The organism is Bradyrhizobium algeriense, assembly GCF_003062295.1.
Classification (GTDB): domain Bacteria; phylum Pseudomonadota; class Alphaproteobacteria; order Rhizobiales; family Xanthobacteraceae; genus Bradyrhizobium; species Bradyrhizobium algeriense.
Genome location: NZ_PYCN01000009.1, coordinates 145,776 through 172,319 on the forward strand (window position 1 = coordinate 145,776; position 26,544 = coordinate 172,319).

A 26,544-nucleotide genomic window follows, 5' to 3' on the forward strand; every position below is an offset into this window, starting at 1 on the left:
GGCGTCCAGCCGTCACGACAGCGCCGAGACACGTCGACTTGGATGGGGAACACGATTCTTGAGCTGGTGTGCCCAGTGTTCGGAGCGGTCGCGGCAGCGGCAAGCCCTGGCGGAGCTCGATGACCACCATCTCAAGGACATCGGCAAGACGCGGCAAGAGGCAATGGCCGAAGCGGCCAAGCCGTTCTGGAAATGACGCCGTTCATCGCGCACTTGCTGCCGGCGGCGGCGCTGGGCCTGTGCGTCGCTATCCCGTTCGGCCCGATTGGCTTGATGTGCGTGCAGCGGACGCTGGCATTCGGAATCCGGTTTGGGATCGCGAGCGGCATGGGTGCGGCAACAGCGCACGGCATGTTCAGTTGCCTGGCCACGATGAGCGGGACCGTGTTGACGCAGATGACGCTCGCCCTGCACACGCCGCTGCGCATCGCTGGAGGGATCGTCCTGATTTTGATGGGCCTCAGAACCATTCTCGTGTCCACGGGCGCGGCGCACGGCTGGACATGCGGAGACGCGACATGCGGAGATTTGCTTTCGGCCTATACATCGACCCTGTTGATCGCGGCCGCCAACCCGATGACGATACTGCCGTACCTGGGCGTCACGTCCGCGCTGGAAACCGGCGAACCGCTGATCATGGATCGCGCGCTGGCAACGCCCATCGGTGTGATGCTGGGCAGTGCATCCTGGTATCTCTTCCTCGCCCTCAGTACGAACACCATGTTTCGGAGCCTGCAGAAAGCCGCGCTGGATCGGTTCAACAGGCTCACCGGGATTCTCCTGATGGCCCTGGGAGCTTCGCTATGCGCCCGCATCGTCTGACTGGCAGGCCCCGCGCCGGCCATCCTGGCACCGGCCGCTCTGCTCGGGCTCGCCAGCGCATTCGCGCTCCAACGCATTCTCGCCACCGCCGAAAGACAGGGAGCAGCCCGCGAGCAGCGTCCCGATGATCGAGCTGAAGGAGATTAGGTGATGCACATCAAGCTTTTGCAGAAGAACGACCGCCTTATCGTGGGTCGGCCTCGGCGCGCATACCCCCGCTCGGCTTAAGAGCTGCGAATTAACCGTCAACACCTGAGGAGAGCACTATGCCCAACCATCAGCGCGCTGCTGCGCACAGGACAACGCTTGCCCGCCAGCCCGGTTCGATCTCGGGCGAGACAAGGCTGCGCGCGGCCGATCAACCGATCGTCACCACGCAGGAGCTTCCTTCCGCCGTCCCGCTAATGGCACTTTCGACCGGCTTCTGGGCTTTCAAGACCCTGGCTGCAGCACACGAGGAGGGCCTGTTCAGTCACCTTGCAGGCGGCGCCGGCACCACGGTTGCGGAGCTGGCGGAAGCGCTCGGTCTGCATCCACGCCCGGCCGAGATGCTGTTGACCGGCTGCGCTGCACTCGGGCTTCTGGAGAAAACGGACGGCCGTTATCGCAATACGCCCTTAAGCGAAGCCTTTCTCGTGCGCGGGAAGCCGTATTACTTCGGCGGCTTCGTGCAGATGGCCGACAAGCGGCTCTACGCGGGCTGGGGCAAACTTACCGAAGCGCTGCGCACGAACCGGCCAACCACGTGGGACCCGGCAGTGCAATCCTCGATATTCGACGGCGAGGATCCGACGATGCTGGCACTCTTCTGGGAGGCGATGCATTCGGTCTCCACGATGACCGCGCGCAAGCTCGGCGAAGCCGTGGATCTCAATCATTTCCGCCGCCTTCTGGACATCGGCGGCGGATCGGGCGCGTACGACATCGAGCTTTGCAAACTGTACGGGGAGCTGCGCGCGACCGTATTTGATCTGCCGCACGTGGCCGCGATCGCCGCGGGAAAAATTACCGAGGCCGGCTTGACCGGCCGCATCGAGACCGCCGGCGGCAACTTCTTCGAACAGCTTCCCGAGGATCACGACGTGCATCTCCTGTCGATGATCCTGCACGATTGGGATGAGGCGAAGAACCGCGCGCTGCTGCGCCGGTCCTTCGAGGCTTTGCCGAGCGGCGGCGCAGTCGTCATCAGCGAGCTTCTCGTCAATGACGAAAAGACCGGGCCGGCGCCGGCCGCGCTGATGAGCCTCAACATGCTGATCGAGACGGAAGGACGAAACTACACGCCGACCGAATATTCAGCGTGGCTCGAGGAAGCCGGCTTCCGGCACATCGAGACGGTCTGGTTCGACGCACCCGCCGCGAACGGCGCCGTGATCGGCCGCAAACCATAAGGAGGCGGCGGTGCGAGCTCATGATCGTCACCGAAACGACGCGTTGCCGGCGGCCGCCACGCAGCACCGGGGGCGTTCGGCGCTACGCGGGCGAAAACGAGCTTCGATCGGCGTCGTCGGCGGAGGCATTGGCGGTCTTGCTGCGGCATTGTCGCTGCTTCGCGGCGACTTCGACGTCCACGTCTACGAGCAGGCGTCGGCCTTGGGCGAGGTCGGCGCCGGTGTTCAGATCAGTCCGAACGCCTCGCGCATCCTGCATCGACTCGGTCTAGCCGAGGAGCTCGCGAGGGCGGGTGTACGACCACTGGCCTGGCATCAGCGTCGCTGGGAAAATGGCCGGACCCTCCTGCGCACGCCGCTCGGGGAGCCTCTCGAAGCGGCGTTCGGCTTCCCTCACTACCAGATACATCGCGCCGACCTGTTAGCTGCGCTGGCCGGCGCGGTGCCAGGCGAGCGCGTGCATCTCGCTCATCGCCTCGTCGATCTGAGGGATCACGGGGATCGCGTCGAGGCACGTTTCGCCAACGGCGTCCGTGCACATTTCGATGTCCTGGTGGGTGCCGATGGAATCCACTCGCAGGTGCGCCGAATTCTGTTCGGACCCGAACGCCCCCGCTTCACGGGCTGCGTCGCCTACCGCGGGCTGATACCGACCGAGCGGTTGCGCGAACTGGAGCTCGAGGTGACGGCGCAGGTCTGGATGGGCCCTGGCCGGCACTTCGTCCACTATTTCGTACGCAGCTGTCGTCTGGTTAACTTCGTCGCCGTCGTCGAGCAGGAAACGTGGAGACGCGAGTCATGGACCGACCGCGGGGAAGTCGCGGCGGCGCTTGCGGCTTTCGAGGGCTGGCATCCGCAAGTCCGGTCGATCCTGGGAGCCGTCGACGAGACGTTCATTTGGGCGCTGTTCGACCGTGCTCCACTCGAGCGCTGGTCCGCAGGGCGGGTGACGCTGCTCGGCGACGCATGCCACGCGATGCTGCCTTTTATGGGTCAAGGAGCCGCCCAAGCCATCGAGGACGGAGCGACGCTGACGGCGTGTCTCGCCGAGGCGGGAACGGACATCGCCGAGTCTCTGCGCCACTATGAGAGGCTGCGTATTTCGCGAACGTCGCGCCTCCAAGCACAGTCGGCGGACAACAAGACGCGCTTCCACCTCCATGATGGCCCGGAGCAGCGACAGCGCGACGCCGAGATGACCGCCGGATCAACCGATTGGTCGTTCAGGGCCGCCGCATGGATCTACGAGCACGACGCCGCGATCGTGGGGAAAGAGAAGGCCTCGCATGGTCCTTAGCGTTGCTGCTGTGGGCCCATCGAAATGTGAGGATGCTTATTGATGGTCGTGACCATGGCGCCTTTCCGCTGCCTCACCTCGAAGGCGACAGCGCAGCAAACCGCCGTCCATGCGCAACAATTAAAGCCTCAGAGGATGAAGTAATCAGGACCCAGATGCGCCGAGCCAATGACCACACCAAAGTCGGCCATGTGATCGCCGTTGACGTCGGCTGACAGAATCCCGTTGCTCAATCGAAGCTGTCCTGCTGCGGTAAAGGGATCCGATCCTATGAAGGTAAAAGCTTGATTGCCACTGACCAGCGCGTTGGCATCAACAGCACTAAAGTCGATGCGATCTCCTGCGGCCCCTGAAAACGCGATAATGGTGTCCCGCGCAGAATACGGGCTTTCCGCGATACTCTCGAAACGGAACGTGTCCGCCCCGCCTTCGCCGTCCAACCGATCGATACCAAGACCACCTGTCAGCAGATCGGTCCCGTTTCCACCGTAGAGCTTATCGTTCCCACTCCCTCCAAGCAGCCTGTCATTGCCGGCATCGCCGTACAGATAATCATCGCCGGCCAGACCCGACAGCGCATTGGCGTTTCCATTGCCATAGAGCTGATTGTTTCCGCTGTTTCCGGTCGCGTCGAGGGGGCCTGAACCAGAAAGACGCAGCTTTTCGACGTTCTCGGGTAGGGTATAGGATACCGTTGCATTGACGGTATCGAACCCGCCTCCGGGCTGTTCGTGTATTCCAGTGGTCGCGATATCAACGACGAAAGTGTCGTTGCCATTCGTTCCGACGAGCACCGGACCGGGGCCGGGCACCAGACTGTCCAATTCATAGGCACGAAAATAATCTACATACAGCATCTGATGATCGAGCGCTGGATCAATCGGCCAGCCGCCACCTGCGGCCAGATCGATCATGAACATCAGATCCGTGTTGAGCGTGGCAGGCGTGGGCAGCGAAAAGTGGGCGTGGCCGTCCATGGAAAACGTCATGGTATCTGGTCTGATTTCGACGCCGAAGGTATGCCATCCTGTCGTCAGCACACCTTGACCGACCAGGTTTTGATGGGATTGGTTCGTGTGGCCTTCCAGGACCGTTCCGTTCCAATTCCAGTCGTGCAAAGAGCTTGAATATCGATCGACCAGTGCGATACCGTGCTGCTCCATCACGTCGATCTCAAAGACATGGTCTCTTGTCGTCGAGAGACGCTCTTCCTCAATGGCCCAGAAGGCGGGCCACACGCCCTGGCCTGCGGGCAACCACATTCTGACCTCGTAGTACCCATACGGATCACCATCCTGCGGAGTGGTGCTGGTTCCGTCCGGAAACGTGTTCGAGATGAGGCCGCTCTGGAGTTGGCCTGCCGCATTCCGCGTCATTTCGATCTGCAGGGCACTCTCGCCGCCCTGTTGCACGATCGAGAACGGAGAACTACCGCTGCCAACAGGCAAGAACGAAGCGCTGCCAAAGCCGCCGCCCCAAGGCTGAGCGGTGTACCAATTGGCGGTTGCCGTCGTGGTGTTGGAAATACTCAGCCCAGTAAATTCGTCTGCAAACACGAGAGAATAGTTGGCTGGTGCAGGCATGTTTCCCTCGCCATGCTTGAGAGATTCCGACGCGCTTGAAGTACTCGGACACCAAGGTCAGATCGCGGCGATCGCCTCGAGCTCCTCTTGAAAAAGACCATCAACTTGCCGTGAGTTGGCTGAGGGCAAGCGGCTCTTGGAAGCGCGCAAACGCCAAGCTCGCCGAGGCCCAACAGGCCCACGCGGAAACGTTGCGGAAGCAGCGTGAACTCGATGAAAAGACGCGAGAATTGGAGGTCACTATCGAGAAGCGCGTGCAAGCCAGCTAGGCCGGACTCGTTGCCAAGGCTCGCCAGGATGCCGGGCCCACCAACAAATCAAGTGGTGGCCTCCCTCACTCTCAACCATGAGCAGGCGACCAGATATCCGGAGACGCGAACTACGTATGCGAAAGCGATCCCTGCCGCTCCTCGAACCTACGTTTGCAGGACAAGCGAATGCAACGCCCTGACCGCGGCCTCCCGGTTCTCCACAGGGACAAACAGACTGACCGAATGCGGCGACAACACGTACTTGTCGGGGACAATCCCGTGATGTCCGAGAACCTGCAACGCCCTGAACGGCAACTCCGACGAAACGCCGCCGAAGCAGGTGAGACTGACCGAGCTTGAAGCGTCGCGCTGCTTGCGCAGATCCTGGCTTTGCTCCAGCGTGCGCAACAGGGCGTCGAGCCACTCTGAATCGCAGGCCACGGTCATGCTGGTTCTTCCCGCGACGTAGCTCGAGGCGAGGAGCTGCGGCCAGGACAGGCTGTTTTGCTTGAGATGCTGCGCGAATTTCTCGAAACCGTGATTGAGATCGTTGGAATCGATTTCCACATGCTCAATGCGAGCCATCGAGTTGACGGCCAGAACCTTTCCGTTTTCCATGCCTGCAACCTCTTTCATCACTTGCGTGCCGTGTTTAACGCGACCCCACTGCTTGAGAACCAGAGGCACATCCTGACTTTGCGCCAGCTCTACGCTGCGAAAATGCAGGATTTTTGCACCCCAGAAGCACATTTCGGACAGGGATGCGAAGTCCACTCGCCGCAGGGGCTTTGCGTCAGGCACGATGCGCGGATCGGCCGAACAAATTCCGTCGACCTCTTTGATGATTTCACAGCGTTCTGCCTTCAGCGCCGCGGCCATCGCAACGGCCGTGGTGTCGCTGCCGCCCCGGCCAAGCGTGGTGATTTCCCTGGTCACCGGGTTCACGCCCTGAAATCCTGCCAGCACCACCACGCGCCCACGATCAAGTTCCTCGCGCACGCGAATGGGCCGTACATCCAAGATGCGTGCGGAGGAATGGGAGTCGTCGGTCATCACGCCGGCCTGGCTGCCGGTGAAGCTGATCGCGGGCACGCCGAGATCGGCAAGCGCCATGCTCATCAGGGACATGCTGATGCGCTCACCGGTCGTTAGCAGCATGTCAAGTTCACGGCGATTGGGAGCAGGGCTTACCTGATAAGCCATCTCGATCAATTGGTCGGTGGTCTTGCCCATGGCGGAGACGATCGCCACGACACGATGACCACGGCCATGCAGATCGGCGAGGCTGCGCGCAACCGCGCGAATTTTCGCCGGTGTTTCAAGACAGACACCGCCGTATTTTTGAACGATGATGAGATGGTTGCGCATCTAACCTCGGTGAGAAGCCTCGCTCGCCTCGCCCATCGAACCGGCACCGCCGATCCATGTGCCGACGACTTCAAAGTTCGGATTGAAGGCGACAAGGTCCGCGCGGTACCCGGGCGCGATCCGTCCAAGCTCGGACTCAAGGCCCAGAAATGCCGCTGATGTCCGCGAGGCCATAATGAGGGCATCTGCAAGGGAGATTCCGAGCAGCGCAACGGCGTTGCGCACCGCCTTGATCATGGTGAGGTGAGCGCCCGCGAGGGTGCCATCGGGGCCAGTCAGGCGATTTTCGTGCAACGTGATCGGCCTTCCCTGCAGCATGAATTGCCGGTCGTTCGTGCCCACCAATGGCATGGCATCGGTGACCAGCATCAATCGATCGCGTCCCTTGCAGCGGAAGGCAACACGCAAACCGGCGCGGTCAACGTGGATGCCGTCGCAGATGATCCCTGCAAACAGCCGGTCATCGCCCAGCGCGGCGCCGACCAGGCCCGGCTCCCGGGCGTTCAACTGCGACATGGCATTGAACAGATGGGTCACCCCCAAGACACCGCGATCGACCGCCTGCCCGATTTCGGCTGCGGTGGCGTCGCTGTGGCCGGCCGCGATACGCAATCCGGCGCCGATCAGTTCATCGATCATGGACGCGGGCACGCATTCCGGGGCCAAGGTCACAATGGAGCGGCCGCGGCCCCCAAAACTTTTGATCGCGGCGAGATCGCGCCGATCGGGCACGCGTATCTCGGCTTCCGGATGAATGCCCTTGCGAGACCTGTTGAGGGCCGGTCCTTCCAGATGAAAGCCGAGAACGCCGGGAATCTTCAGACAATCCTGGGCGACTGCAGCCAATCGCTCGATGACCTCGCTGCGATCGGTGATGAGGGTCGGCAAGCAGCCCGTGGTCCCCGCCTTGCGGTGCGCCTCAACGATGCGTCGAACGCCAGCCTCCGTGGGCTGGTCGTTGAGAAGAACGCCCCCACCTCCGTTCACCTGGATGTCGATGAATCCGGGTGCAAGGATCGCGTCTGCGGGAAGGCGGATTGAGGCGCGCGCCTCCGCCTCGCCGAAGGTCATGCTTTCAATCCGCCCCTGCGAGATCCTGACCGATCCCGGCCCGCGCATGGCGGCACCGTCAAAGATGTGCTGCGCGGCAATTGTGAGAGAGGAAGGATTAGCGTCGCCCATCAGTATTGATCCGAGAATAGCAGTCACGGACTCGTGAGGCTGAGTCCCGTGCAGGACTTCATATGTACACCAAGGAGCTTTGGGAGGACCCGGAGCGAACCCTTGGCGTTAACTTTCCATGGCAACAAAAGGTACCACGTATCTCGGCATTGATGGCGGCGGAACCCGCTGCCGCGCCCGGATCGAGGACGAAAACGGCAGGGTGCTCGGTGAAGCGAGCTCGGGGCCTGCCACGACGCGGATTGGCTTCGAGAAGGCTTGGCGGTCCATCATGGAGGCCACTGAAGCGGCAGCCGCGCAGGCCGGGCTGACGCGCGAGGATTTCGCGCGGATGCACGCCGGAATTGGCCTGGCCGGTCTCGGTCGCCGGGGTGCGGAAGCGGCGCTCAACAAGATCGCGCATCCCTTTGCGTCCGTCATCTTCATCAGCGACGGCCTGGCGGCCTGTCTCGGCGCCCACAGCGGCGCGGACGGGGCCATCGTGGTAGCCGGCACAGGCTCGGTGGGTGTCGGCCTGATCGACGGCCGCGAAATCCGTCTCGCCGGTTACGGCTTTCCCGTGTCGGACGAAGGCAGCGGTGCCGACATCGGCCTGCAGGTTGTTCGACTGGCGCTGCGGGCCGCGGATCGCCGCGGCGAGCTGACCCCATTACTTTCAGAGGTGCTGGGCGCATTCGATCATGATCCCTATCAGGCGGTGGCCTGGTCTGAAGAAGCCAGGGCCGCAGACTACGCTGCGTTCGCGCCGATCGTGATGCGGCACGCCAATCAGGGCGATCCGGTCGGCCGTCGCATTGTGGAACGCGCGGCCGATGCCATTGGCGATCTGCTCGATCTGTTCCTGGCGAGAGGAATTGACCGGCTCTCGCTGGTGGGCGGGCTGGCGGATGCCATTACGCCCTGGCTGACGCCTGACCTGCGCGCCCGCCTGAGGTGTCCTGACGCCGACGCGGCCGCCGGGGCGTTACTGGTGGCGCGAGGGCGGCTTGAGCTGCCCAAGAGAGAAACTGACCATGAACAGGCTTCAAAGTTCCGCGTTTGATGGCGCATGGATCAACTATATGGCCACCGAAGAAGTCGATCCCCGCTTTGCCGATCTTGATGCATGGTCGCTGACGTCAGCGATGGAAGCGATGTGGGAAGGCCAGGTTGCGGCAGTCGCGGCGATCGGCCATGCCCTTCCCGCGATCACTGCGGCGACCGAAGCGGCCAAAGCGGCGCTGGGTGATCACGGACGCATTGTGTATGTCGGCGCCGGCACCTCGGCCCGCGTGGCGGTCCAGGACGGTGCCGAGCTGACGCCGACTTTCGCCTGGCCCAGCGAGCGCGTCCGCTTCATCGTCGCCGGCGGCGACAGCGCGTTCGTCACCAGCATCGAGGGCGCGGAGGATGATGTCGATGATGCGGTCATGCAGATCAATGCCGCGCAGCTCACCGCGCACGATGTGGTGATCGCGGTTGCCGCCAGCGGGACAACGCCATTCACGGTCGCGGCGCTGCAGCAGGCAGGCTCTTTCGGTGCAGTGACGATCGGTGTTGCCAACAATCCCGGCACCGCACTGCTGGCGTCGGCAAAGTTTCCGATCTTGATCGAGACCGGCCGCGAGCTGATCGCCGGCTCCACGCGGATGAAGGCGGGCACCGCGCAGAAGGTAGTGCTCAACCTGATCTCCTCAGGGATCATGCTGCGCCTTGGCCGGGTGTACCGCGGCATGATGGTGAACATGCCGCCGACCAACGCCAAGCTGAAGCGGCGCGCCGAGGCCATGGTGGCGCAAATCGCGCACTGTGATCCGCCAGACGCGGCACGCTGGCTTGAGCAGGCCGAGGGAGACATCAAGACGGCAAGCCTTCTGGCGTTGGGTCTCGACAGGGTTGATGCCGAGACCATTCTGAGAAACTGTGACGGCAACCTTCGGCGCGTGTTTGCCGAGCTCGCCGGGGATCGTGACTCGCATCGTGACCGGCATCCCAAGGGAGCGGCGGCGCGCAAGCAAGGCGGAGCGGTTGAGCCGTGACGACATCCGCGATGGCGAGCGAAATCGGGGAAAGCGCGGATGTTGTCGCCAAAATTGTTCGTAACCGCCCCGCCACGCGCGACATCGCACAGCGAGTTGCGATTGGCTCCGCTCCCCTGTGCGTCGTGTGCGGCCGGGGAAGCTCCGGGCATGCCGGGGTTTTCTTAAGATACCTTGTCGAGACGCGGCTTCGCCTTCCCGTTTCAGCCAGCGCTCCTTCGGTGATCACGGCATTTCGCACGCCGTTGATGTTGCGCCATGCACTGTTCATCGTGATCTCGCAATCCGGGCGCAGCCCGGATCTTGTCGCGGCGACCAGGTCGGCGCGCGCCGCGGGCGCCCGCACCGTCGCCATCGTCAATGCGACGTCGTCGCCGGTGGCCAACGAAGCGGAGTTCGTCGTTCCGATCGAGGCCGGCCAAGAGCACTCCGTAGCGGCGACCAAGACCGTGATCGGCTCGATGGCCGCTGGCGCCGGACTTGTTGCCGAACTGGCGGGAGATCGTGCGCTGCGGTCAGCCCTCGACAGGCTGCCCGAGCGCCTGCACCGCGCGCTGGCGCTCGACTGGTCCGGGATTGCCGATGATCTCGCCAAGGCGTCAGCCGTGTTTGTGGCGGCGCGGGGCCTGGGCCTGGGCTCGGCGCGGGAGATCGCGCTCAAACTTTCGGAAATCCTGCGCCTGCCTTCCATCGGTCTGAGCGCCGCCGAGCTGCAGCATGGGCCGCGCGCCGCGCTATCATCGCGCACGCCGGTTGTCATGATGCGCCTCATGGATGAAACGGCGGCCACGGTTGACGCGCTGGCGGAAGAATTGCGCGAGCAAAAGATCGCGCTGCATCTATGCGGCGGACCGCGTGGCTCGCTGCCCTGGTTGGCCGAGGATGACCCCGCCACCGACCCGATCACCATGCTCGTTCCGGCCTATCGGATGATCGAGCAGACGGCGCGCGCTCGCGGATTTGACCCGGATCGTCCCCCTCGCTTGAGCAAGATTACCGAGACGTTTTGACAACTGACTGTTCGCTGGCTGGCGGCCGTCCTCAACAACCGCGGCAGATTGATCCTTGAAGCATCTTCTCGAGCCGCGCGTCTTCCTTGTCGATGGTGGGGTCTGTACCAAGTAACGGCCCCTTCATGACGTGGCCGGCAATGCCGGACGATGGCAGCGCGGTACCCAGAGAATTCGTCCCCGGTGCAGCAGCACTCGTGCCGAGCGCTCCGCCGCCTGTCATCGGCATCGACATGTGCGATCCCATGCCGCCACGGGCAAACGCGGCATCCGAGAGCACAAGGCAAACGGCGAACAAGAGAAGCGAAAGTGGTTTCATAGTTCACACTCCACGCGTTGCAACGACCTGCACTTAAAGCTAGGTCCGGCGCGCCGCCTGGCCGCACACGATTGCGCGATCGGATCATTACAACGCTGACAGGATTCCGTTCGCGTTCAGGTGCTTGCCCGATCGGGTCTTGACGCACCCAGCGGGTCCGGCGGCACCCGCAGTCTCCTGAGCGCCCTATAGCGTGCGGTAGCGCTCGATCGATGAAAAATCGGGCGCTATTCCAAGGCCCGGCTCCTCGGTCAGAGCGACCAGGCCCTCGGACACGTCGAACACCGGTCCACAGAATTGATCGCGGAGCGGATTGTCGTTGACGTCTACTTCCAGCCAGCCGTCGCCTCCGGCGCCGGCAAGCAGATGTGCGGACGCAAGCAATCCTATTCCGCCACCGAGGTAATGCGGGCAAAAGGTCTTGCCCGCTTTCAGGATGTCGTCCGCCAGTCCACGGCAAATCGTCAGCCCGCCCCATTTGGCGATATCCGGCTGGACGACATCAAGCACGTCCTCTGCAAGAACCTGTTCGAAGGCTTCGCAGCTTGCAATGTTCTCGCCGGCCGCAAGCGGCATGCCGGCGCTTGTGCGCAGCCTCCGCCACTCCTGCCGGGGACGATCGGCACGAAGCGGTTCTTCCAGCCAGCGCAGACCGAACTCGCCGAGCCGCGGCACGATCTCCAGCGCCTGATCGATCGACCAGCCCTGATTGACATCCGCCGCCAGCATACCCTCGCCAACGACGGCGCGCAGCGCGGCCAGATTGGCGCGATCCGCCGCCACATCGAAGCCGATCTTGAGCTTCAGCGCGCGATGCCCGCGCCTCACGGCCGCCTCGGCGGTCTGCCGCGCCCCGCCGGGATTGATACCGCTGGCGTACACCTTGATCCCGCCGGAACGGCCGCCCAGCAACCGCCACAGCGGCTGCCTGTGCCGGCGCGCATGGAGATCCCACAGCGCAAGATCAACTCCTGCGATGGCCTGGGCGAACGGCCCGGGCTCCCCGCACTGCAGCGCCAGCACCGAAGTGCCCTGCGTCAGGGTCTCGAAAGCCTGCGCGGGACCATCGAGCTCGCGCCCGATCAGCGCAGGCGCGAGCACCTCATTGACGAGCCGCGCCCGATGTTCGGCGCCCGTCGAAGGAAAGTTCGACCATACCTCGCCCCAGCCGACAACGCCGTCTTCGTCTTCGGCGCGAATGAACACAGCGGGACGGTTCAGCATGCGGCCGAACGAGGTCACCACCGGCGTCGACAGGGGGTAGCGGTAGCAAAACGCCTGGATTGTGCGAACGGAGAAGGCCATCTTTGGATCCAGCGATTTTACTTGGTAACGATCAGGTCACGACGCGGTTAGTATGCGCGCGCGAAATCGCCTTCCTGCTTGATCTCGCCAAAGGCGGGAAAACGCGCCTTCCATCGTGTGCCCTTTGCCTTCGTCAGCGCATTGAGGCTTTCCAGCACCGCAACGCCGTCCTTGCGCAGGCTTGCCGCGACCGCCGCGCGATCCGGGAAATGCTTGCGAACGGCGTCAAGCCAGATCGTGCGTCCCGCAAGAAAGCCGCCGGCGCCCGCCGCATAGGCAAACTCCAGCACCCGCTCGAATTTCTCTGGCGCAGCACCACCCGACAGCAGCACCCAGGGAATGTTCCGCTCGCGGCAGATCACGCCGATGGCGTCGAACTCCTTCTGCGCGGCTTGCGCCGCCGCGCTGCCATCCCGCGGCGGCAGGCTGTTGGCGGCGAGCGGGCTCTCCAGCTTCAGCAGGTCGACGCCATATTCCGGCTTGGCGAACTCGCGCACGCTGTCGATCACAAGTCCGGGCAGCTTGCCGGGCGATTCCACATAATCAGCGGTATGATTGGCGCTACCGAGGAACGGATAGACCAAAAGCTCCAGCACATAGGGAATGTCGTAGCGCGCACATTCCTGTCCGATCTCGCACACGAACCGCCTCTGATGTTCGTTGACACCAGCGTCGGCATCGGGCCGGTACCAGGCAAGCACCTTGACCGCGTCACCGCCAATCGCACGGATCTTCTCCACGCTCCAGTTGGCAATGGCGCGGGACTTGCGGCCGCCCGCGGTCTCCTCGACGCGGTGCTCCTCAAGCGTCATGATGAGACCGCAGCGCGCGGGCAGCAGGTCGATGGCGGCGGGCACCGCAAAGTTCGGATCGAACAGCATCGAGCTGCAATGCGGCGAGAGATTTTCCACCAGCAGCCGCTTGGCGGCAGTCACGTCGGAATATTCGACCTGGTCGCGCGTGATGCCCTTTGCCTGCGCGATGGCGTCGAACAGTGGCGGCCGCTGGTCCAGCGCAACCATGCGAAAGTGGCCATCCGCATCCGCCAGGCGCGCGATGCCCCGGTTTTTTCCGATCGTTCTCATTGGTGCGTCCTCATGAAGGCAAGACAGTCATTGATGGAAGGAATTCCGGCGCGACCGCCCGAACGGGTGCATTTCAGCGCGGCGGCCGCAGCGGCGAACGCCATGGCATCCTGCACCTTAAGGCCCGCGCCGATTGCAAAGACATAGGCGCCGTGGAAGACGTCGCCGGCGCCTGTCGTATCGACGACGGAAACGGGATATGCGGCGCGCCGCTGCAGGCGGCCGTTCTCGTGCCAGCTCACCCCTTCGCTGCCGCGCGTGACGGCGACGACACGGCAATTGAACCGCGCCAGCTTGTTCAGGGCCGCATCATCCGCCGATCCGGCAAAGGAGGCGAGCGCAGGCTCGGAGAAAACAGCGTGATCGGTGAGCGGCAGCAGGCGCTCGAACACCTCGGCGTCGGCGACATCGCCATCGAGCACAGTCGGGATGCCAAGCGCGCGCGCCTTGCCGAACAGCGCGATTGCCCCTTCGACCCAGCGCGGATCGGCAAGCACCGCGGACGTCTGCCCCACTTCATCCAGCGGCAGCCAATCGGCCGCCTCGGGAAAGGCCCCGCGAAAATTCACGATCTGCCGCTCACCTGATCTGTCGACGATGATCCCCGAGACCGAGGAGCGTCCATCCGGAAATAATCTGAAGTTTGCGACGTCGATCCCTTCGGAAGCCAGCGCCGACCGCATTTCGCGCCCTGCGGCATCGTCTCCAGCGCGGCCCCAGAACGCGATGGAGCCGCCGAGCCGCGCACCCGTCACGGCGGCGTTTGCCGCCATTCCGCCACCGAGCGTCGCATAGTCCAGGCTCCTGATCTTCTCGCTCTGGCCTAAAAATAACCGGTCGACGCGCCAGACCTGATCAAGCGCGGAGAGCCCGAGGCAGACGATACGGACCCGCTCCGCGCTCGACGCGATATCCGCGATCGCCTCCCGATCTTCGGTCGCCTCGCGCGCGGTCACTGCAGCACCCGGCCGTCGGTGCTGTCGAACAGATGGGTCTTTCCCGGCTGCGGGCGAAGGCTGAGGATCTCGCCGACCTTCGGCCGCAGCGATGGATCGACACGCGCAATCGCCGACGCACCTGCGAGGTCGAAATGGATCAGCGTATCCGAGCCGAGCGGCTCGACCAGCTTGATCGTCACCGCCATGCCGTCGGCCGGATCCGCCGCCAGTGCGAAGTGCTCGGGACGGATTCCGAGCACGCCATTGCCGGCATTGCGCAGCGGACCGCAACTCTCCGCGCCGAGCGGCACCGCCGCGCCGTCTTTCGAAAACACCACGCCGTCGGCGCGCCACTCGACCGGAAAGAAATTCATCGTCGGCGAGCCGATGAAGCCTGCCACGAACTGGTTGGCCGGCCGCTCATAGACCGCCTCCGGCGTGTCGTATTGCTGCACCGCGCCGCTCTGCAAAACTACGATGCGGTCGGCCATGGTCATGGCCTCGATCTGGTCATGGGTGACGAAGACCATCGTGGTCTTCAGCTGCTGCGACAATGCCTTGATTTCGGCCCGCACCTGCCCGCGCAGCTTTGCGTCGAGATTGGAAAGCGGCTCATCGAACAGAAAAGCCTTGGGATTGCGCACGATGGCGCGCCCCATCGCCACGCGCTGGCGCTGGCCGCCGGACAATTCCTTCGGTTTGCGGTCGAGATAGGGTTCGATATGCAGCAGCGCCGCGGCGTGCTTCACCCGCGCGTCGATCTCGGCCTTCGGCGTCCCCCGCAGTTCGAGCGCAAAGGACATGTTTTCGTAGACGCGCATATGCGGATAGAGCGCGTAGTCCTGGAACACCATGGCGATATCGCGCTGCGCCGCCGGGATGCCGTTGACGCGTTTGTCGCCGATATAGACCTCGCCCGCCGTGATCGGCTCGAGCCCTGCGATGATGCGGAGAAGCGTGGACTTGCCGCAACCGGAAGGGCCGACAAAAACGACAAACTCGTGATCTGATATCTCGAGGTTGAGATCGGGGATCACGGCAAAGTTGCCGTAGCGCTTGACGAGATTGCGGATCGAGATAGAGGCCATGATCGTCAGTCCAACGCCAGCACGGGCTTGATCAACTCGCCTTTGGCGAAGCGTGCGAAATTTTCCGGCAAACTCGAAAGGTCGAACTCGCCGTCGACGAGGACGCGGTATTCGTCCTTGTAGCGGCGCAGCAGCGCCACGTTCGGCTCGAAATCGGCGATCGGGAAATAAAAGGTGCGGATCATATAAAAGTCCTTGCGGCGGAATACCTTGCCTTCCTCGATGGTCCAGGGCGCGGCGTTCTCGCCGACCAGCACCAGCGCGCCGCGAGGCAGGACGAGCTCGATGCCGAGGTTGCGCGCCGCATGCGCGCCCGAGCACTCCATGATCAGCGCAAAGCGTTTCGAGGTGTCGCCGACCGGGTGCGCTCTTGCGCCGAAGGATTGCGCGATGGCAAGCCGTGTCGCGTTCGGATCGGAGACATGGATGTCGTCATAGCCGAGGCTGCGCAGCGCCAGCACGACGCCAAGCCCGACCGGCCCCGCGCCCATCACCAGAACAGGGCCAGCCTCCTGCGGCGGCACCACGCGGCTGACGAACCGCACGGCGTGGCCCGAGGTGCCGATCACGTCAAGCAGCAGCGGCGCGATACTATCCTCGATGTCGTCGGGGACCTCCAGCAGGCAGTTCTCCGGCACCGGCACATATTCGGCGTAGCCGCCCGGCCGGTTCCAGCCGATCAGGCTCGACACTTCCAGGCACATCTGCGTGTCGCCGCGCTTGCAGGCGGCGCAACGGTCGCAATGCAACGGGATATAGACGGCGCAGCGACGGCCATGCAGGCGATGGCCCGGCTGCTCGACCACGCCGAAGATTTCGTGGCCAGCCGTGAATTCCGCGCCCTTGTGCCAGAGCTTGAAGTCGGAGCCGCATAGCGCCGTGCGCGAGATGCGCACCAGCACCTCGCCAACAGCCACTTCCGGCATCGCCACGCGCTCGATGGTGATGCGTTCATGGCCGTGGAAGACGGCGGCACTCATGATCGAATTGGCTGATGGAGAGACATTCATCGGAGCACCTAACCCTTTACCGCGCCGAGCGTCAGCCCGGAGACCAGCCAGCGCTGAACCAGCGCGGCAAGAACGAGCGGCGGCAGCGCGATCAGCGTCGCCGCCGCCATCAGCGCGCCCCATTGCGTCGAGCCTTCGCCGATGAAGTTGAAGGCCGCCGCGATCAGCGTCTTGCTGTCGCCGTTCGACAGCACCAGCGCGAACAGGAAATAGTTCCAGGAAAATACGAAGGCCAGGATCGCAGCAACCGCGATGCCCGAGCCGACCAGCGGGAGCGCGATGCGCCAGAGAATGCGCGTGATGCTGCAACCGTCGACCTGAGCTGCTTCGAACACGCTGCGCGGGATGCCATCGAAGGACGGCAGCAGCACCCAGATCACGATCGGCAGCGTGATGACGGCGTGGCTGAGAATGAGCGCCGTATAGGAGCCGATCATGCCGACCTGGCGGAACATGACGTACCACGGCAGCAGGAACAGCGTGCCGGGCGCCATGCGCGCCGCCAGCGTCAGGATGGCCGGCCACGAAATCCGGGTCCATGACACGGCGAAGGCCGCGGGGATTCCGAACAAGAGCCCGAGGCTGGTCGAGCCGATGGTGACGATCAGGCTGTTGACCGCATAGCTGACGAACGGCGTCGTCTTCATCAGCTCGACGTAGTTCTCCAGCGTCGGTGAGAAAACAAGCGTCGGCGGATAGGCCGTCACCTCGAACGAAGGCTTTAGCGACGACAGCACCATCCATACCGTTGGCGTCATGATGATGATGCCCGCGAGCACGAGCTGCAGCAGGTTGAGGTGGCGGATCCAGCGATCGGTGGTCGGTGCGTCGGTCATCGCGGCATCTACCAGGCGACCGCGCCGCGCAGGCGGTTGAACGCGAGCACCGCGCCGAACACGATCGCGGTCAGCGTCAGCATCAATGCGCTGGCATAGCCAATGTTGAAGAACTCAAACCCGACCCGGAAGCCGTAGATGTTGAGCGTGTTCGAGGCGTTGCCGGGACCACCCTGGGTCGTGATGTAGATGATGTCGAAGAAGCGCAAGAGATCGACGCTGCGCAGGATGGCTGCGGTGACGATGGTCGGCAGCAGGAGCGGCAGCGTGATGCGCTGGAAGGTCTTGAACGCCGAAGCGCCGTCGATCTGGGCGGCTTCATAGACGCTCGGCGGCAACGACTGCAGCCCACCAAGCACGATCAGCGCGACATAGGGCGTCCACTGCCAGCTGTCGATCAGCGCGACGGTCGGAATGACCCACCTCGGCGAAGCCAGCCACTCCGATGGCGGCAGGCCGAGCGACTGCAGGATGTAGTTTGCCGCCCCGAGCGACGGATCGAGGATCACGAGCCACATCATGCCGGCGACCACCGGCGGCATCATGAAGGGCGAGATGAACATCGACCGCACGATCCCGGGCAGGCGCTTGGCGTGAAACAGAACCAGCGCCAGCCAGACGCCGAACACGAGCTGCAGGACCAGCGAGAGCACATAGAGCGCGATGGTGACCCACAGCCCGTGCCAGAACTCGTAATCGGAGGCGAGCTTGGCGTAGTTCGAAAGGCCCGCAAAGGACTGCTGACCGGTCGACGAAAAGCTCTGGAAGCCGAGCCAGATCGTGTAGACGACCGGGAACGCGATCATCGCGACAGTGAAGATCACCGCCGGCGCCGAGAGCGCCGACAGTTCCAGCTTTTGCCGGTCCTGCGTCAATGTCGCAGCGGCATCCGACATGCTTGTGCTTCCTTTCAGATTGCAGTCGTCGATGTGACGTCGACCGCTACTTTTGCGCGATCAGCGCATCGAGCGCCTTGTCCGCATCGGCACAGGCCTGATCGACGGTCTTCTGCTTCAGGATCAGATCCTGCACCGCCTGGCCGATGAATTCGCGCGATTGCGGATTGGCGACGATCGGGTAGCCGACCTCGGAGGATCCCTTGGTGGCGAGCACGTCGAGCGCGGCCTGCCATTCCTTGCGCACCGGCTCGGCATCGATCCACTTGCGGTATTCAGGATCGTTGGCGACCGCCGGCCGCGGCGGCGCGATCCCCTGCAGCGCCGTGCGCTTCTGAATCTCCGGACTCGTGGCCCATTGCACGAAGTACCAGGCCGCACTCGGCTCCTTGCTGTAGGCGGACACCGCCATGCCCCAGCCGATCGCAGTCGGCACCTGACCGGCCTCGCCCGCCGGGAACGGCGTCAGGCCGGTATCCTTGAGCCGCTCGCCGCCGTCCATCACGGTGCGCAGTTCATTGGAGGATTCGAACGACATCGCGGCGCGGCCGCCGCGATAGAGCGCCGATATCTGCTGGAAGCTGTAGTTGACCACGCCGGGCGGGCCATATTCGCGCAGCAGCCGGCTGTAGGTATCCAGCGTCTCCTTGCCCTTCGCCGAGCAAAGATTGGATTTTCCGTTGGCCATGTAAGTGCCGCCGATATTGTGCAGCATGTTGCTGAAGGTGTAGGCGACCGCGGGCTTCAGCCCGCGCGAGACGAACGGCGTGATGGTACTGTCGCAGGCCTTGATCTTCTGTGCTGCGGCTTCGAGATCCTTGATGGTCGCCGGCTTCTCGACGCCGCACTTCTTGAGGATGTCGGTGCGGTAATAAAGAATGGGCCCCTCGATGTTCATGGGCATGCTGGTCAGCTTGCCGTTGAACGTCCCGGCCTTGAGCAGCGCCTGGCTCAGGCCGGCAAGATCGTAGTCCGTAGCCACCTCGTTCTTCGACATGGCGGAGAGATCGGCATACCAGCCGGAGACGGCGAACTGCTCTCCCTCGCGCGACGGTAGCGTCATGAACACGTCGACCTCGTCGCTGCGCGCATTCATGACGGTGACCAGCCGCTGGCGCATCTGCTGCTCCTGGTAGCCGTCGACCTTGAGCGTTATCCCCGTGAGCTTCTCGAAATCGGCCTTGTAGGTCAGCAGCGCCTGCCCCACGGGATTGTTGTTGGCGAGGAATGTGACGGTCTTGCCCTGGAACTTCTTCCAGTCGAAGTCGGCCGCATTTGCCTGTGCGCTGACGGCGACCACCGCGAGAACCGGCAACGCGACGCGCGCCGCAAACATCCTGGCGTTCATTGAACTCCTCCCTGACCTGGCTTGTCCCGCCTGCTCGGCAGCGCCATTCTGAAACCGTTTACATCCTAAGCGCCACCTCTCGCCTGTCAAGAGAATGGACAATCCATCGATGAATTTGCAGAATTTCCAAACTTGCGTATTTTGTTGGTCAGCCATTTGTGTAACGTTACATCCATCACGCCATGAACCCGCCCGCCACCAGATCATTGAAACAAGGCATTCGTGCCGTCGCGGCGCGGGCCGGCGTATCGACGGCATCTGTCTCGCGCGCGATCAACAATCCCGAAGCGGTGAGCCCCGACTTGCGCGCACGCATCTCGCAAGCGATCGATGCGGTCGGCTACATCCCGCATGCGCCGGCGCGCATCCTGTCGTCGCGCCGCTCGCGCACGCTCGGCGCGATCGTGCCGACCATCGACAACACCATGTTCGCGCGCGGTATCGCCGCGCTGCAGAAATATCTTTCCTCGGTCGGTTACATGCTGCTGCTGACCACCAGCGGCTACGACCTCGACGCCGAGCTGGAGCAGGCGCGCAACCTGATCAGTCGCGGCGTCGATGGCCTGGTGCTGCGCGGCGATTGCCATCACGACGCCTTGCGCAAGATGCTCGCCGACAATTCTGTGCCCTTCATCAATGTCGGCATCTATCGGCCCGATCGTCCCTACCCCTGCGTCGGCACCGACAACGAGGCCGCGGCCTACCGCGCCGCCGCGCATGTCGTTGAACTCGGACATGTCAGGATCGGGGTCGTCTCCGCGCTCCAGCGCAACAACGACCGCGCCAGCGCCCGCGTTGCCGGATTCCGCCGCGCCCTTGCCGAGAGCGGCGTCGAACTGCCGGATAAATGGCATGTCGAGGTGCCCTATACGCTCGACGATGCGCGCGAGGCAGCGCGCTATCTGCTCAGCCTAGATGACCGCCCGACCGCGGTGGTCTGCGGCAACGACGTCATCGCCTACGGCGTGCTGCTGGAAGCTGAGCGCAGCGGCTTCTCGGTGCCGCGTGACCTCTCCGTCGTCGGCTTCGACGATCTCGACTGGAGCCGGCATTTGCGGCCGAGCCTGACCACCATTCATGTCCCCACCGGCGAGACCTGGCAGCGCGCCGGCGAATATCTGGTCCGGCGGCTGGCCGGCGAACAGGCCATCATGCATCACGAAATCGACTACTCGCTCGTCGTTCGCGAGTCGACGGCCCCGCCTGCACCCCTGAAACGACACGGACGATCACGATGACCTCCACCTTCTCGCTGGCCCATGGTTTTCATGCCGTTGTGATCGGCGGCGCCGGCGATATCGGCGCCGCCATCAGCAGCTTGTTCCGCGAGCTCGGCGCGACGGTCACCGCCACCGCCGTCAATGATGCCGATCTTGCCCGGACGCCGCTGCAGCCTCAGGCAGGACTTGAGCTGACGACGCTTGACGTCACCGACGACGATGCGGTCGCGGCGCTTGCGCACCGGCATGGTCGCGTTGACGCGCTGGTCAATTGCGCCGGCATTTTGGCGCGCGACAAGGAATTTGAGATCGAAACCTTCACCAAGGTGCTCGACGTCAATCTGACCGGCACGTTCCGGACCTGCATGGCTTTCCGCCCGCTGCTGGCCAAGAGCAAGGGCTCGATCGTCAACATCGCCTCGATGAACGCAACGCTGGCGCTGCCGCGCATTCCCGCCTATTGCGCCAGCAAAGGCGGCGTCGTGATGCTGACCAAGGCGCTCGCTCTGGCCTGGGCCGAGGAAGGCATCCGCGTCAATGCCGTGGCGCCGGGCTATATCGAGACCTCGATCAATGCCGCCGGCCGATCCGACCGCGCGCATTACCAGCGCATTGCCGACCGCACCGCCTTCAAACGATGGGGGCAGCCGGAAGATGTTGCCGGCGCCGTGGCTTTCCTCTGCATGCCGGCGTCGCAATATGCGACCGGAACGGTGGTCGCAATCGATGGCGGCTTTCTCGCCGGCTAATCAGGCACCTACGGGAATCAATGAAGCTTGTTTCCTCCCGCCGCCGACGACCGGGTTACCGGATCGCCGTTGCCGGACAAGACCTGGGCCGCGCCGCCGATGCCGCGCCGGAACGCCTCATCGAAGGTGACGCCGCGAACCTGCCAACGGTGCGGCTGGCCGCCCCAGTCCATCTGCCACTGCGTGGCCCAGCCGAGATCCCGATCGTTCCAGACCAATCGCCCAACCAGAACGACTTCGCCACCCTGCTCGGCCGCAATCGGCGCCAGCGCCGGGAATGGCGCCGTCCTGAGCTCCGCGCCCGTGATGTTCGACTTCGCCAACGCCGCCGTGCCCGGCAGCACAATGTCCATGCCGCGCTTGTCAGCCGCGGCGAGCAACGCGTCGCGCTGCAGGTCGGACTGGGTTCCATCTGTTGTCACGATATAGTTCCTTGCGCCTTGTTCCATCTCGACAAAGACGGCAAGGCGCGGACGATGTGAAAGCCAGGGCTTGAGGCCAAGCGTCTTGAGAATGTCGTCGATCTTGCTTTCCTCGAACTCCACGGTGAGATCGTAGGGCCGGTCGCGGGTACCCTGCTCGTCCCGAATGGGCTTGCCAGAAAACTGGTCGCGATAGCTGAAGCCCGTGACGAAACTTTTTGCTTTCGATTTGTAGGCTGCCAATCGCGGATCGCCACTGAGCTTCAGTGCGCCTGACGCCTTGATGAGGACGTCCTCCAGACAGACGGCAAAGCCAAAAATGCGGTTCGCCTCGCCCTGGCCCGTCACGGTGACCTTCGCACGATAAAGATCAGCTCCCGCGGCGGCCACGGTGCCGGCGCACCAGGTCAGGGCGGTTGCCATAAATATCCTGATAATCGCGCGGGCCGTACCACGGCCCATTCCGATAGGCCGGCGTCTCGTCCTGTGCAGATCGGCCATGACGATGCCTCCGCGGTTCCGCATCGAAGATGCTCTTCTCTTCAAACATTCGTTCGTTTTTGCGGAAAGGCAAACTTTCCGAGTGCAAGGCCGCACCACGGAAACGGCAAAGCTCGTCACCGTTTGGATCGAGGTCGCGAGCGGACCCGTCGAGATGACTGCTCTTGCAGAGGTTCAAGCTGGCACTCGAGCCGCATTCCGGTCACGGGTTTGAGTCCTGCGGCACTCGTCAGCGAAATCAGAGACTTATTGCTTCGTCTTCACAGCTTGCGCTGCTGAATCAGCGCTCGCAAATCACTGCAAGTCTCGTCGCGGCGCAGCATGCAAAATGAGACTACCGGTCAAGTTGCGGAGGGTGAAGTTGCGCGCGCCGGCCCTGTCATCAGCTAGGTTTTCGTCCGGCGGTTCCGATCGCAATGCAATCCGGCTACACGACACGCAGCCGGCATCGACCGCATGGCGATTCCTGGAACGACCTGACGATACAGGACCTACCGATACAAAATCTGGCAATACAAAAACCGGCGATACAAGGGAGGGGTTCGATGATTAAAAGCTGTGCGGGATTGGTCGCGCTGAGCAGTCTGTTGCTTTCCGGCGCCGCCTTAGCTCAAGAGAAGATCAAGGTCGGCGTCACCGCGACGCTCGAAGGCACCTATACGGTGCTCGGCGAGGACGGAATACGCGGCCATCAGACGGCGATCAATACGCTCGGCAAGAAGGTCGGCGACAAGGAAATCGAATTCATTATCGCATCGACCGATGCCACGCCCGACTCCGCGGTTCGCGCCGTGCGCAAGCTGATTGAACAGGACAAGGTCCAGATCCTGCTTTCACCCTTGTCCGGCGACGAAGGCATCGCGGTCAAGAACTTTGCCAAGACGCGCCCCGAGTTGACCTTTGTGAATGCCGCCTCCGGCGCGCAGGAAACGACTTATGTCGACCCGGCGCCGAACTTCTTCCGCTACAATATGGACGGCGCCCAGTGGCAGGTCGGCCTCGGCAAATACGCTTACGACACCAAGCGTTACCGAAAGATCGCAACCGTCGGCGAAGACTATTCGTTCATCTACACCCAGGTGTTCGGACTGGTACTGGAGTTCTGCGGCGCCGGCGGACAGGTCACCAATCGGCAATGGGTGCCGCTCGGTACCAAGGACTTTGCGTCCGTCATTGCCGCGCTGCCCGACGATGTCGATGCGATCTATCTCGGCCTCGGCGGTGCGGACGCCGTCAACTTCCTGAACCAGTATCAACAGGCCGGCGGCAAGGCGCATCTGATGGGCGGCTCGATCATGGTCGACCAGACCATCCTCTCCGCCAAGGGCAACGCCAAGAATGCGCTGCTCGGCACCATCGCGGCGAGCGGCCAGGCCGATACCTGGGAGGATCCAGGCTGGCAGAAGTTCGTGAAGGCCTATCAGGATGCTTTCCCGCCGAACAAGCGGTTCCCGAGCCCCTCGCTGCTCGCCACCAACTACTACAACTCGACGATGGCGCTGATCCTTGGGCTGCGTCAGGTCAACGGCGATCTCAGCAACAACCAGGCGAAACTCAAGGAAGCCCTCGCCAAGATCGAGCTCGACGCGCCCAACGGCAAGATCAAGCTCGACTCCAACCGTCAGGCGATCGGAACCAACTTCGTCACCGAAGTGGTGGATGACGGCAAGGGCGCCTTGTTCAGCAAGGTCGTGAAGGTGATCCCGAACGTGAATCAGACCCTGGGTTACGACCCGGCGGTCTTCTCCAAGATCGGCCTTCCAAGCCGAACGGTTCCGGAGTGCAAGAAGTACTGAGTTCTTCGCATTTGCGAACGGGCCCCGGCCACGCGCCGGGGTCCGGACGGGATCCGGCGGATTGTGATCTTCCCTTGCATTCTCGCGGTGGATGTTGAACGCTGGTCGAAAAGACAAGAACATCCCGCGGGAGGGAAGGCATGAGCAAGGCTCTGGCCGTCTTCCACGGCCGGTTCGGTCGCGCGACGGTCTATCAGTTGAACCGCCCCTTCAACATGCACGCGCATCGCGAAGGGCATCTGATTTTTCATGTCGGTGGAACGCCAGCCCGCATTGATGTGTGCGATGAGCGATGGCTTCTCACAGAAGACTCCATTGTTGCGATCAACCCTTGGGAACCACACAATTTTGTTCCGACGGATATGGAGAACGGGGCAATCTTCTTCGTGCTCTACGTCAACGCCGAATGGTTCGCTCCCGATGCGGCGCGGGCCCACAGCCTGCGGTTCGGCCGCACCTGTTTCAAGCGTACGGTTGCCCTCGACCGACATATCAGGCGAACCGCCGCGCTGGTCTGCGGCGCACCGTCGTTAAGCAGCCTCGATTGCGAACTAAGGCAGTTGATCGACGGTTGCCATGACGAGAGCTGGCAGAGTTCCGAGCCGGTGCAGGAGACGCGCACCGCCGCCGCCGTCACTGATTTTCGCGTCCGCAAATCCATCAAGCTGATGTCCGAAAGCCCGGGCGCGGAGATCGAACTGGATTCGATCGCACGGGAGGCCGGCCTGTCGCGTCCGCATTTCTACCGGCTGTTCCGCACCCAGACCGGTGTCACCCCGAACCTCTATCTCAATACACTGATCATGGAACAGGCACTGGACGCCTTGGTCGCGACCGAGGTGCCGATCGCCGATATCGGCTTCGATCTTGGCTTCTCTTCCCAGAGCGGTTTCACGCGCTTCTTCGCCGCCAATGTCGGGATGGCGCCGACGGAATACCGCCGCGCCGCCAAAGTCTTGCGTCCCTGAGCGTATCAGGCGCGAAAAGATACTGACAATCAAGTGCAAGGTTTGCGGCGCCGTTAGGATGCCCTGAAAACGCGAGCCGAAACGGCCGCGGCGTCTGGGAGGACGGTATGGCGACGGCCGGGCTTTTACCGTGACAGGATTCATCGAACGCCATCCGGCATGGGCGCTGATCCTGCTGATCGCGGTCGCGGTGATGCTGTGGCTGATCCTTGCCGTGTGGCCGCCCGGCCTCGAAGAGGCGATCGGCAGGAAGCGGGTCTTTCTCAACGCCGTCTTCAACGGCATCACGCTCGGCAGCCTCTACTTCCTGGTGGCCAGCGGCTTCACCCTGATTTTCGGCCTGATGCGCAACGTCAATCTGGCGCATGGTTCGCTCTATCTGTTCGGCGGCTACATCGGTTACGCCATCAGCACCTGGACCGGCTCCTGGGTGCTCGGTTTCATCATCGCGTTTATCGGTGTGGCGCTGGTCGGCGTCGTCCTGCAAATCGTCGTCTTCCGCCGCATGGAGGGCGAGGATCTGCGCCAGACCATGGTCACGATCGGGCTTTCGATCGTATTTGCGGACCTGATGCTGTGGGTATTCGGCGGCGATTTCTATCAGATCCAGACCCCGAACTGGCTGGTCGGCCCGATCGAATTGCCGCTAGTCACCGCGGTCAAATCGTCGGGCGAGGCGGTCTATCTGCGCTATCCGATGGTGCGGCTCGTGATCTTCGTCGCAGCGGTGGTGATCGGCATCGGGATGTGGCTGGCGCTCAATCGAACCCGCGTCGGGATGATGGTGCGCGCCGGCGTCGATGATCGCGACATGCTGGCCGCGACCGGCGTGCCGATCCAGCTCGTCTTCGTCGTCGTGTTCGCGCTCGGTGCCGGGCTTGCCGGCATCGCGGGCGTCGTCGGCGGAACCTTTCAGTCGCTTTCGCCCGGCGAAGATACCCGCTTCCTGCTGGCTTCCCTCGTCGTCGTCATCGTCGGCGGCATGGGATCGATCCCGGGAGCGGCGCTCGGCGCCGTTATCATCGGCCTCGCCGAGCAGCTTGGCTCCGTCTACATCCCGACCTACGCGATCGTGGTGACTTTCCTCATCATGGTGCTGGTGCTGGCGCTGCGGCCGCAGGGCCTATTGGCGAGGCGCTGA

The 26,544-nt window shown here is 63.2% G+C and carries 25 protein-coding genes; 12 read left to right on the forward strand and 13 right to left on the reverse strand.

The window, feature by feature from the left end; translation table 11 throughout:
• The first annotated feature begins 58 nt into the window (after positions 1 to 58).
• From C7G61_RS46095 to C7G61_RS19375, 4 genes are all read left to right on the forward strand, one after another.
• The gene (locus C7G61_RS46095; RefSeq protein ID WP_244608369.1) at positions 59 to 196 is read left to right on the forward strand and encodes a DUF1127 domain-containing protein; all 138 of its coding nucleotides are present in this window, start codon (positions 59 to 61) and stop codon (positions 194 to 196) included.
• A complete protein-coding gene (locus C7G61_RS19360; RefSeq protein WP_108517176.1) occupies positions 193 to 822 on the forward strand; it encodes a LysE family translocator in 630 nt (209 codons plus the stop codon). The genes C7G61_RS46095 and C7G61_RS19360 overlap by 4 nt, the downstream gene beginning before the upstream one ends.
• 266 nt (positions 823 to 1,088) lie before the next feature.
• Positions 1,089 to 2,213: an acetylserotonin O-methyltransferase gene (locus C7G61_RS19370; RefSeq protein ID WP_244608370.1), complete on the forward strand. Its 1,125-nt coding sequence runs from the start codon at positions 1,089 to 1,091 to the stop codon at positions 2,211 to 2,213.
• A gap of 10 nt (positions 2,214 to 2,223) precedes the next feature.
• Positions 2,224 to 3,510 (forward strand): FAD-dependent monooxygenase, encoded by a 1,287-nt coding sequence (locus C7G61_RS19375; RefSeq protein WP_202975783.1) that lies wholly within the window; start codon positions 2,224 to 2,226, stop codon positions 3,508 to 3,510.
• 128 nt (positions 3,511 to 3,638) lie between these two features.
• Here C7G61_RS19375 and C7G61_RS19380 read toward each other — a convergent pair whose 3' ends face one another.
• The 3 genes from C7G61_RS19380 to nagA all read right to left on the reverse strand — a co-directional run bounded on the left by C7G61_RS19380 (position 3,639) and on the right by nagA (position 7,894).
• Positions 3,639 to 5,093: a family 16 glycosylhydrolase gene (locus tag C7G61_RS19380; RefSeq protein WP_108517181.1), complete on the reverse strand. Its 1,455-nt coding sequence runs from the start codon at positions 5,091 to 5,093 to the stop codon at positions 3,639 to 3,641.
• 416 nt (positions 5,094 to 5,509) lie between these two features.
• The gene (locus tag C7G61_RS19385) at positions 5,510 to 6,712 is read right to left on the reverse strand and encodes an aspartate kinase (RefSeq protein ID WP_108517183.1); all 1,203 of its coding nucleotides are present in this window, start codon (positions 6,710 to 6,712) and stop codon (positions 5,510 to 5,512) included.
• On the reverse strand, positions 6,713 to 7,894 hold the full coding sequence (gene nagA / locus C7G61_RS19390) for an N-acetylglucosamine-6-phosphate deacetylase (protein WP_108517186.1): 1,182 nt from the start codon (positions 7,892 to 7,894) through the stop codon (positions 6,713 to 6,715).
• A 118-nt stretch (positions 7,895 to 8,012) separates the two neighbouring features.
• Between nagA and C7G61_RS19395 the strand changes: the two genes are divergently transcribed.
• The 3 genes from C7G61_RS19395 to C7G61_RS19405 are packed head-to-tail and all read left to right on the forward strand — an operon-like array spanning position 8,013 to position 10,922.
• Positions 8,013 to 8,936: a glucosamine kinase nucleotide-binding domain-containing protein gene (locus tag C7G61_RS19395; protein WP_108517188.1), complete on the forward strand. Its 924-nt coding sequence runs from the start codon at positions 8,013 to 8,015 to the stop codon at positions 8,934 to 8,936.
• A 19-nt stretch (positions 8,937 to 8,955) separates the two neighbouring features.
• The gene (locus tag C7G61_RS19400) at positions 8,956 to 9,912 is read left to right on the forward strand and encodes an N-acetylmuramic acid 6-phosphate etherase (protein WP_108517191.1); all 957 of its coding nucleotides are present in this window, start codon (positions 8,956 to 8,958) and stop codon (positions 9,910 to 9,912) included.
• Positions 9,913 to 9,923: 11 nt separating this feature from the next.
• Positions 9,924 to 10,922 carry an SIS domain-containing protein gene (locus C7G61_RS19405; protein WP_108517194.1) on the forward strand — a complete coding sequence of 333 codons (999 nt, stop codon included), beginning with the start codon at positions 9,924 to 9,926 and terminating at the stop codon, positions 10,920 to 10,922.
• Positions 10,923 to 10,953: 31 nt separating this feature from the next.
• On the opposite strand, the gene C7G61_RS19410 is transcribed toward C7G61_RS19405, so the two are convergent.
• From C7G61_RS19410 to C7G61_RS19450, 9 genes are all read right to left on the reverse strand, one after another.
• Entirely contained in the window at positions 10,954 to 11,241 is a 288-nt protein-coding gene (locus tag C7G61_RS19410) for a hypothetical protein (protein ID WP_108517196.1), read from the reverse strand.
• A gap of 186 nt (positions 11,242 to 11,427) precedes the next feature.
• Positions 11,428 to 12,546 (reverse strand): mandelate racemase/muconate lactonizing enzyme family protein, encoded by a 1,119-nt coding sequence (locus C7G61_RS19415; protein ID WP_108517198.1) that lies wholly within the window; start codon positions 12,544 to 12,546, stop codon positions 11,428 to 11,430.
• A 47-nt stretch (positions 12,547 to 12,593) separates the two neighbouring features.
• The gene (locus C7G61_RS19420) at positions 12,594 to 13,631 is read right to left on the reverse strand and encodes a tagatose 1,6-diphosphate aldolase (protein WP_108517200.1); all 1,038 of its coding nucleotides are present in this window, start codon (positions 13,629 to 13,631) and stop codon (positions 12,594 to 12,596) included.
• Positions 13,628 to 14,587, reverse strand: a complete 960-nt coding sequence (locus C7G61_RS19425; RefSeq protein ID WP_108517203.1) for a sugar kinase — start codon at positions 14,585 to 14,587, stop codon at positions 13,628 to 13,630. The genes C7G61_RS19420 and C7G61_RS19425 overlap by 4 nt, the downstream gene beginning before the upstream one ends.
• A complete protein-coding gene (locus C7G61_RS19430) occupies positions 14,584 to 15,657 on the reverse strand; it encodes an ABC transporter ATP-binding protein (protein WP_108517205.1) in 1,074 nt (357 codons plus the stop codon). The genes C7G61_RS19425 and C7G61_RS19430 overlap by 4 nt, the downstream gene beginning before the upstream one ends.
• Before the next feature lie 5 nt (positions 15,658 to 15,662).
• Positions 15,663 to 16,667: an alcohol dehydrogenase catalytic domain-containing protein gene (locus tag C7G61_RS19435; protein ID WP_108517208.1), complete on the reverse strand. Its 1,005-nt coding sequence runs from the start codon at positions 16,665 to 16,667 to the stop codon at positions 15,663 to 15,665.
• Positions 16,668 to 16,675: 8 nt separating this feature from the next.
• Complete coding sequence (locus C7G61_RS19440; protein WP_108517211.1) at positions 16,676 to 17,503, reverse strand: carbohydrate ABC transporter permease; 828 nt, start codon at positions 17,501 to 17,503, stop codon at positions 16,676 to 16,678.
• A gap of 8 nt (positions 17,504 to 17,511) precedes the next feature.
• On the reverse strand, positions 17,512 to 18,399 hold the full coding sequence (locus C7G61_RS19445) for a carbohydrate ABC transporter permease (protein ID WP_108517213.1): 888 nt from the start codon (positions 18,397 to 18,399) through the stop codon (positions 17,512 to 17,514).
• A 46-nt stretch (positions 18,400 to 18,445) separates the two neighbouring features.
• On the reverse strand, positions 18,446 to 19,747 hold the full coding sequence (locus C7G61_RS19450; RefSeq protein WP_108517215.1) for an ABC transporter substrate-binding protein: 1,302 nt from the start codon (positions 19,745 to 19,747) through the stop codon (positions 18,446 to 18,448).
• 182 nt (positions 19,748 to 19,929) lie between these two features.
• On the opposite strand from C7G61_RS19450, the gene C7G61_RS19455 reads away from it, so the two are divergent.
• Together C7G61_RS19455 and C7G61_RS19460 are read left to right on the forward strand one after the other, a co-directional pair.
• On the forward strand, positions 19,930 to 20,985 hold the full coding sequence (locus tag C7G61_RS19455; protein WP_108517217.1) for a LacI family DNA-binding transcriptional regulator: 1,056 nt from the start codon (positions 19,930 to 19,932) through the stop codon (positions 20,983 to 20,985).
• Complete coding sequence (locus C7G61_RS19460; protein WP_108517219.1) at positions 20,982 to 21,716, forward strand: SDR family NAD(P)-dependent oxidoreductase; 735 nt, start codon at positions 20,982 to 20,984, stop codon at positions 21,714 to 21,716. The genes C7G61_RS19455 and C7G61_RS19460 overlap by 4 nt, the downstream gene beginning before the upstream one ends.
• A gap of 17 nt (positions 21,717 to 21,733) precedes the next feature.
• On the opposite strand, the gene C7G61_RS19465 is transcribed toward C7G61_RS19460, so the two are convergent.
• Positions 21,734 to 22,561 carry a DUF2066 domain-containing protein gene (locus C7G61_RS19465; RefSeq protein WP_244608371.1) on the reverse strand — a complete coding sequence of 276 codons (828 nt, stop codon included), beginning with the start codon at positions 22,559 to 22,561 and terminating at the stop codon, positions 21,734 to 21,736.
• Positions 22,562 to 23,184: 623 nt separating this feature from the next.
• Here C7G61_RS19465 and C7G61_RS19475 point away from each other — a divergent pair.
• The 3 genes from C7G61_RS19475 to C7G61_RS19485 all read left to right on the forward strand — a co-directional run bounded on the left by C7G61_RS19475 (position 23,185) and on the right by C7G61_RS19485 (position 26,544).
• A complete protein-coding gene (locus C7G61_RS19475; RefSeq protein ID WP_108517226.1) occupies positions 23,185 to 24,435 on the forward strand; it encodes an ABC transporter substrate-binding protein in 1,251 nt (416 codons plus the stop codon).
• Between the two features lie 140 nt (positions 24,436 to 24,575).
• Complete coding sequence (locus C7G61_RS19480; protein WP_108517228.1) at positions 24,576 to 25,403, forward strand: helix-turn-helix transcriptional regulator; 828 nt, start codon at positions 24,576 to 24,578, stop codon at positions 25,401 to 25,403.
• Between the two features lie 130 nt (positions 25,404 to 25,533).
• Complete coding sequence (locus tag C7G61_RS19485; protein WP_108517230.1) at positions 25,534 to 26,544, forward strand: branched-chain amino acid ABC transporter permease; 1,011 nt, start codon at positions 25,534 to 25,536, stop codon at positions 26,542 to 26,544.

What these genes read in the sequence shown, in the direction of transcription:
- C7G61_RS19360 (WP_108517176.1), top strand. Translation starts at nt 193, where the DNA reads ATGACGCCGTTCATCGCGCACTTGCTGCCGGCGGCGGCGCTGGGCCTG.
- C7G61_RS19370 (WP_244608370.1), top strand. Translation starts at nt 1,089, where the DNA reads ATGCCCAACCATCAGCGCGCTGCTGCGCACAGGACAACGCTTGCCCGC.
- C7G61_RS19380 (WP_108517181.1), bottom strand. Translation starts at nt 5,093, where the DNA reads ATGCCTGCACCAGCCAACTATTCTCTCGTGTTTGCAGACGAATTTACT.
- C7G61_RS19385 (WP_108517183.1), bottom strand. Translation starts at nt 6,712, where the DNA reads ATGCGCAACCATCTCATCATCGTTCAAAAATACGGCGGTGTCTGTCTT.
- nagA (WP_108517186.1), bottom strand. Translation starts at nt 7,894, where the DNA reads ATGGGCGACGCTAATCCTTCCTCTCTCACAATTGCCGCGCAGCACATC.
- C7G61_RS19395 (WP_108517188.1), top strand. Translation starts at nt 8,013, where the DNA reads ATGGCAACAAAAGGTACCACGTATCTCGGCATTGATGGCGGCGGAACC.
- C7G61_RS19400 (WP_108517191.1), top strand. Translation starts at nt 8,956, where the DNA reads ATGGCCACCGAAGAAGTCGATCCCCGCTTTGCCGATCTTGATGCATGG.
- C7G61_RS19405 (WP_108517194.1), top strand. Translation starts at nt 9,924, where the DNA reads ATGGCGAGCGAAATCGGGGAAAGCGCGGATGTTGTCGCCAAAATTGTT.
- C7G61_RS19410 (WP_108517196.1), bottom strand. Translation starts at nt 11,241, where the DNA reads ATGAAACCACTTTCGCTTCTCTTGTTCGCCGTTTGCCTTGTGCTCTCG.
- C7G61_RS19415 (WP_108517198.1), bottom strand. Translation starts at nt 12,546, where the DNA reads ATGGCCTTCTCCGTTCGCACAATCCAGGCGTTTTGCTACCGCTACCCC.
- C7G61_RS19420 (WP_108517200.1), bottom strand. Translation starts at nt 13,631, where the DNA reads ATGAGAACGATCGGAAAAAACCGGGGCATCGCGCGCCTGGCGGATGCG.
- C7G61_RS19430 (WP_108517205.1), bottom strand. Translation starts at nt 15,657, where the DNA reads ATGGCCTCTATCTCGATCCGCAATCTCGTCAAGCGCTACGGCAACTTT.
- C7G61_RS19435 (WP_108517208.1), bottom strand. Translation starts at nt 16,667, where the DNA reads ATGAATGTCTCTCCATCAGCCAATTCGATCATGAGTGCCGCCGTCTTC.
- C7G61_RS19440 (WP_108517211.1), bottom strand. Translation starts at nt 17,503, where the DNA reads ATGACCGACGCACCGACCACCGATCGCTGGATCCGCCACCTCAACCTG.
- C7G61_RS19445 (WP_108517213.1), bottom strand. Translation starts at nt 18,399, where the DNA reads ATGTCGGATGCCGCTGCGACATTGACGCAGGACCGGCAAAAGCTGGAA.
- C7G61_RS19450 (WP_108517215.1), bottom strand. Translation starts at nt 19,747, where the DNA reads ATGAACGCCAGGATGTTTGCGGCGCGCGTCGCGTTGCCGGTTCTCGCG.
- C7G61_RS19455 (WP_108517217.1), top strand. Translation starts at nt 19,930, where the DNA reads ATGAACCCGCCCGCCACCAGATCATTGAAACAAGGCATTCGTGCCGTC.
- C7G61_RS19460 (WP_108517219.1), top strand. Translation starts at nt 20,982, where the DNA reads ATGACCTCCACCTTCTCGCTGGCCCATGGTTTTCATGCCGTTGTGATC.
- C7G61_RS19465 (WP_244608371.1), bottom strand. Translation starts at nt 22,561, where the DNA reads ATGGCAACCGCCCTGACCTGGTGCGCCGGCACCGTGGCCGCCGCGGGA.
- C7G61_RS19475 (WP_108517226.1), top strand. Translation starts at nt 23,185, where the DNA reads ATGATTAAAAGCTGTGCGGGATTGGTCGCGCTGAGCAGTCTGTTGCTT.
- C7G61_RS19480 (WP_108517228.1), top strand. Translation starts at nt 24,576, where the DNA reads ATGAGCAAGGCTCTGGCCGTCTTCCACGGCCGGTTCGGTCGCGCGACG.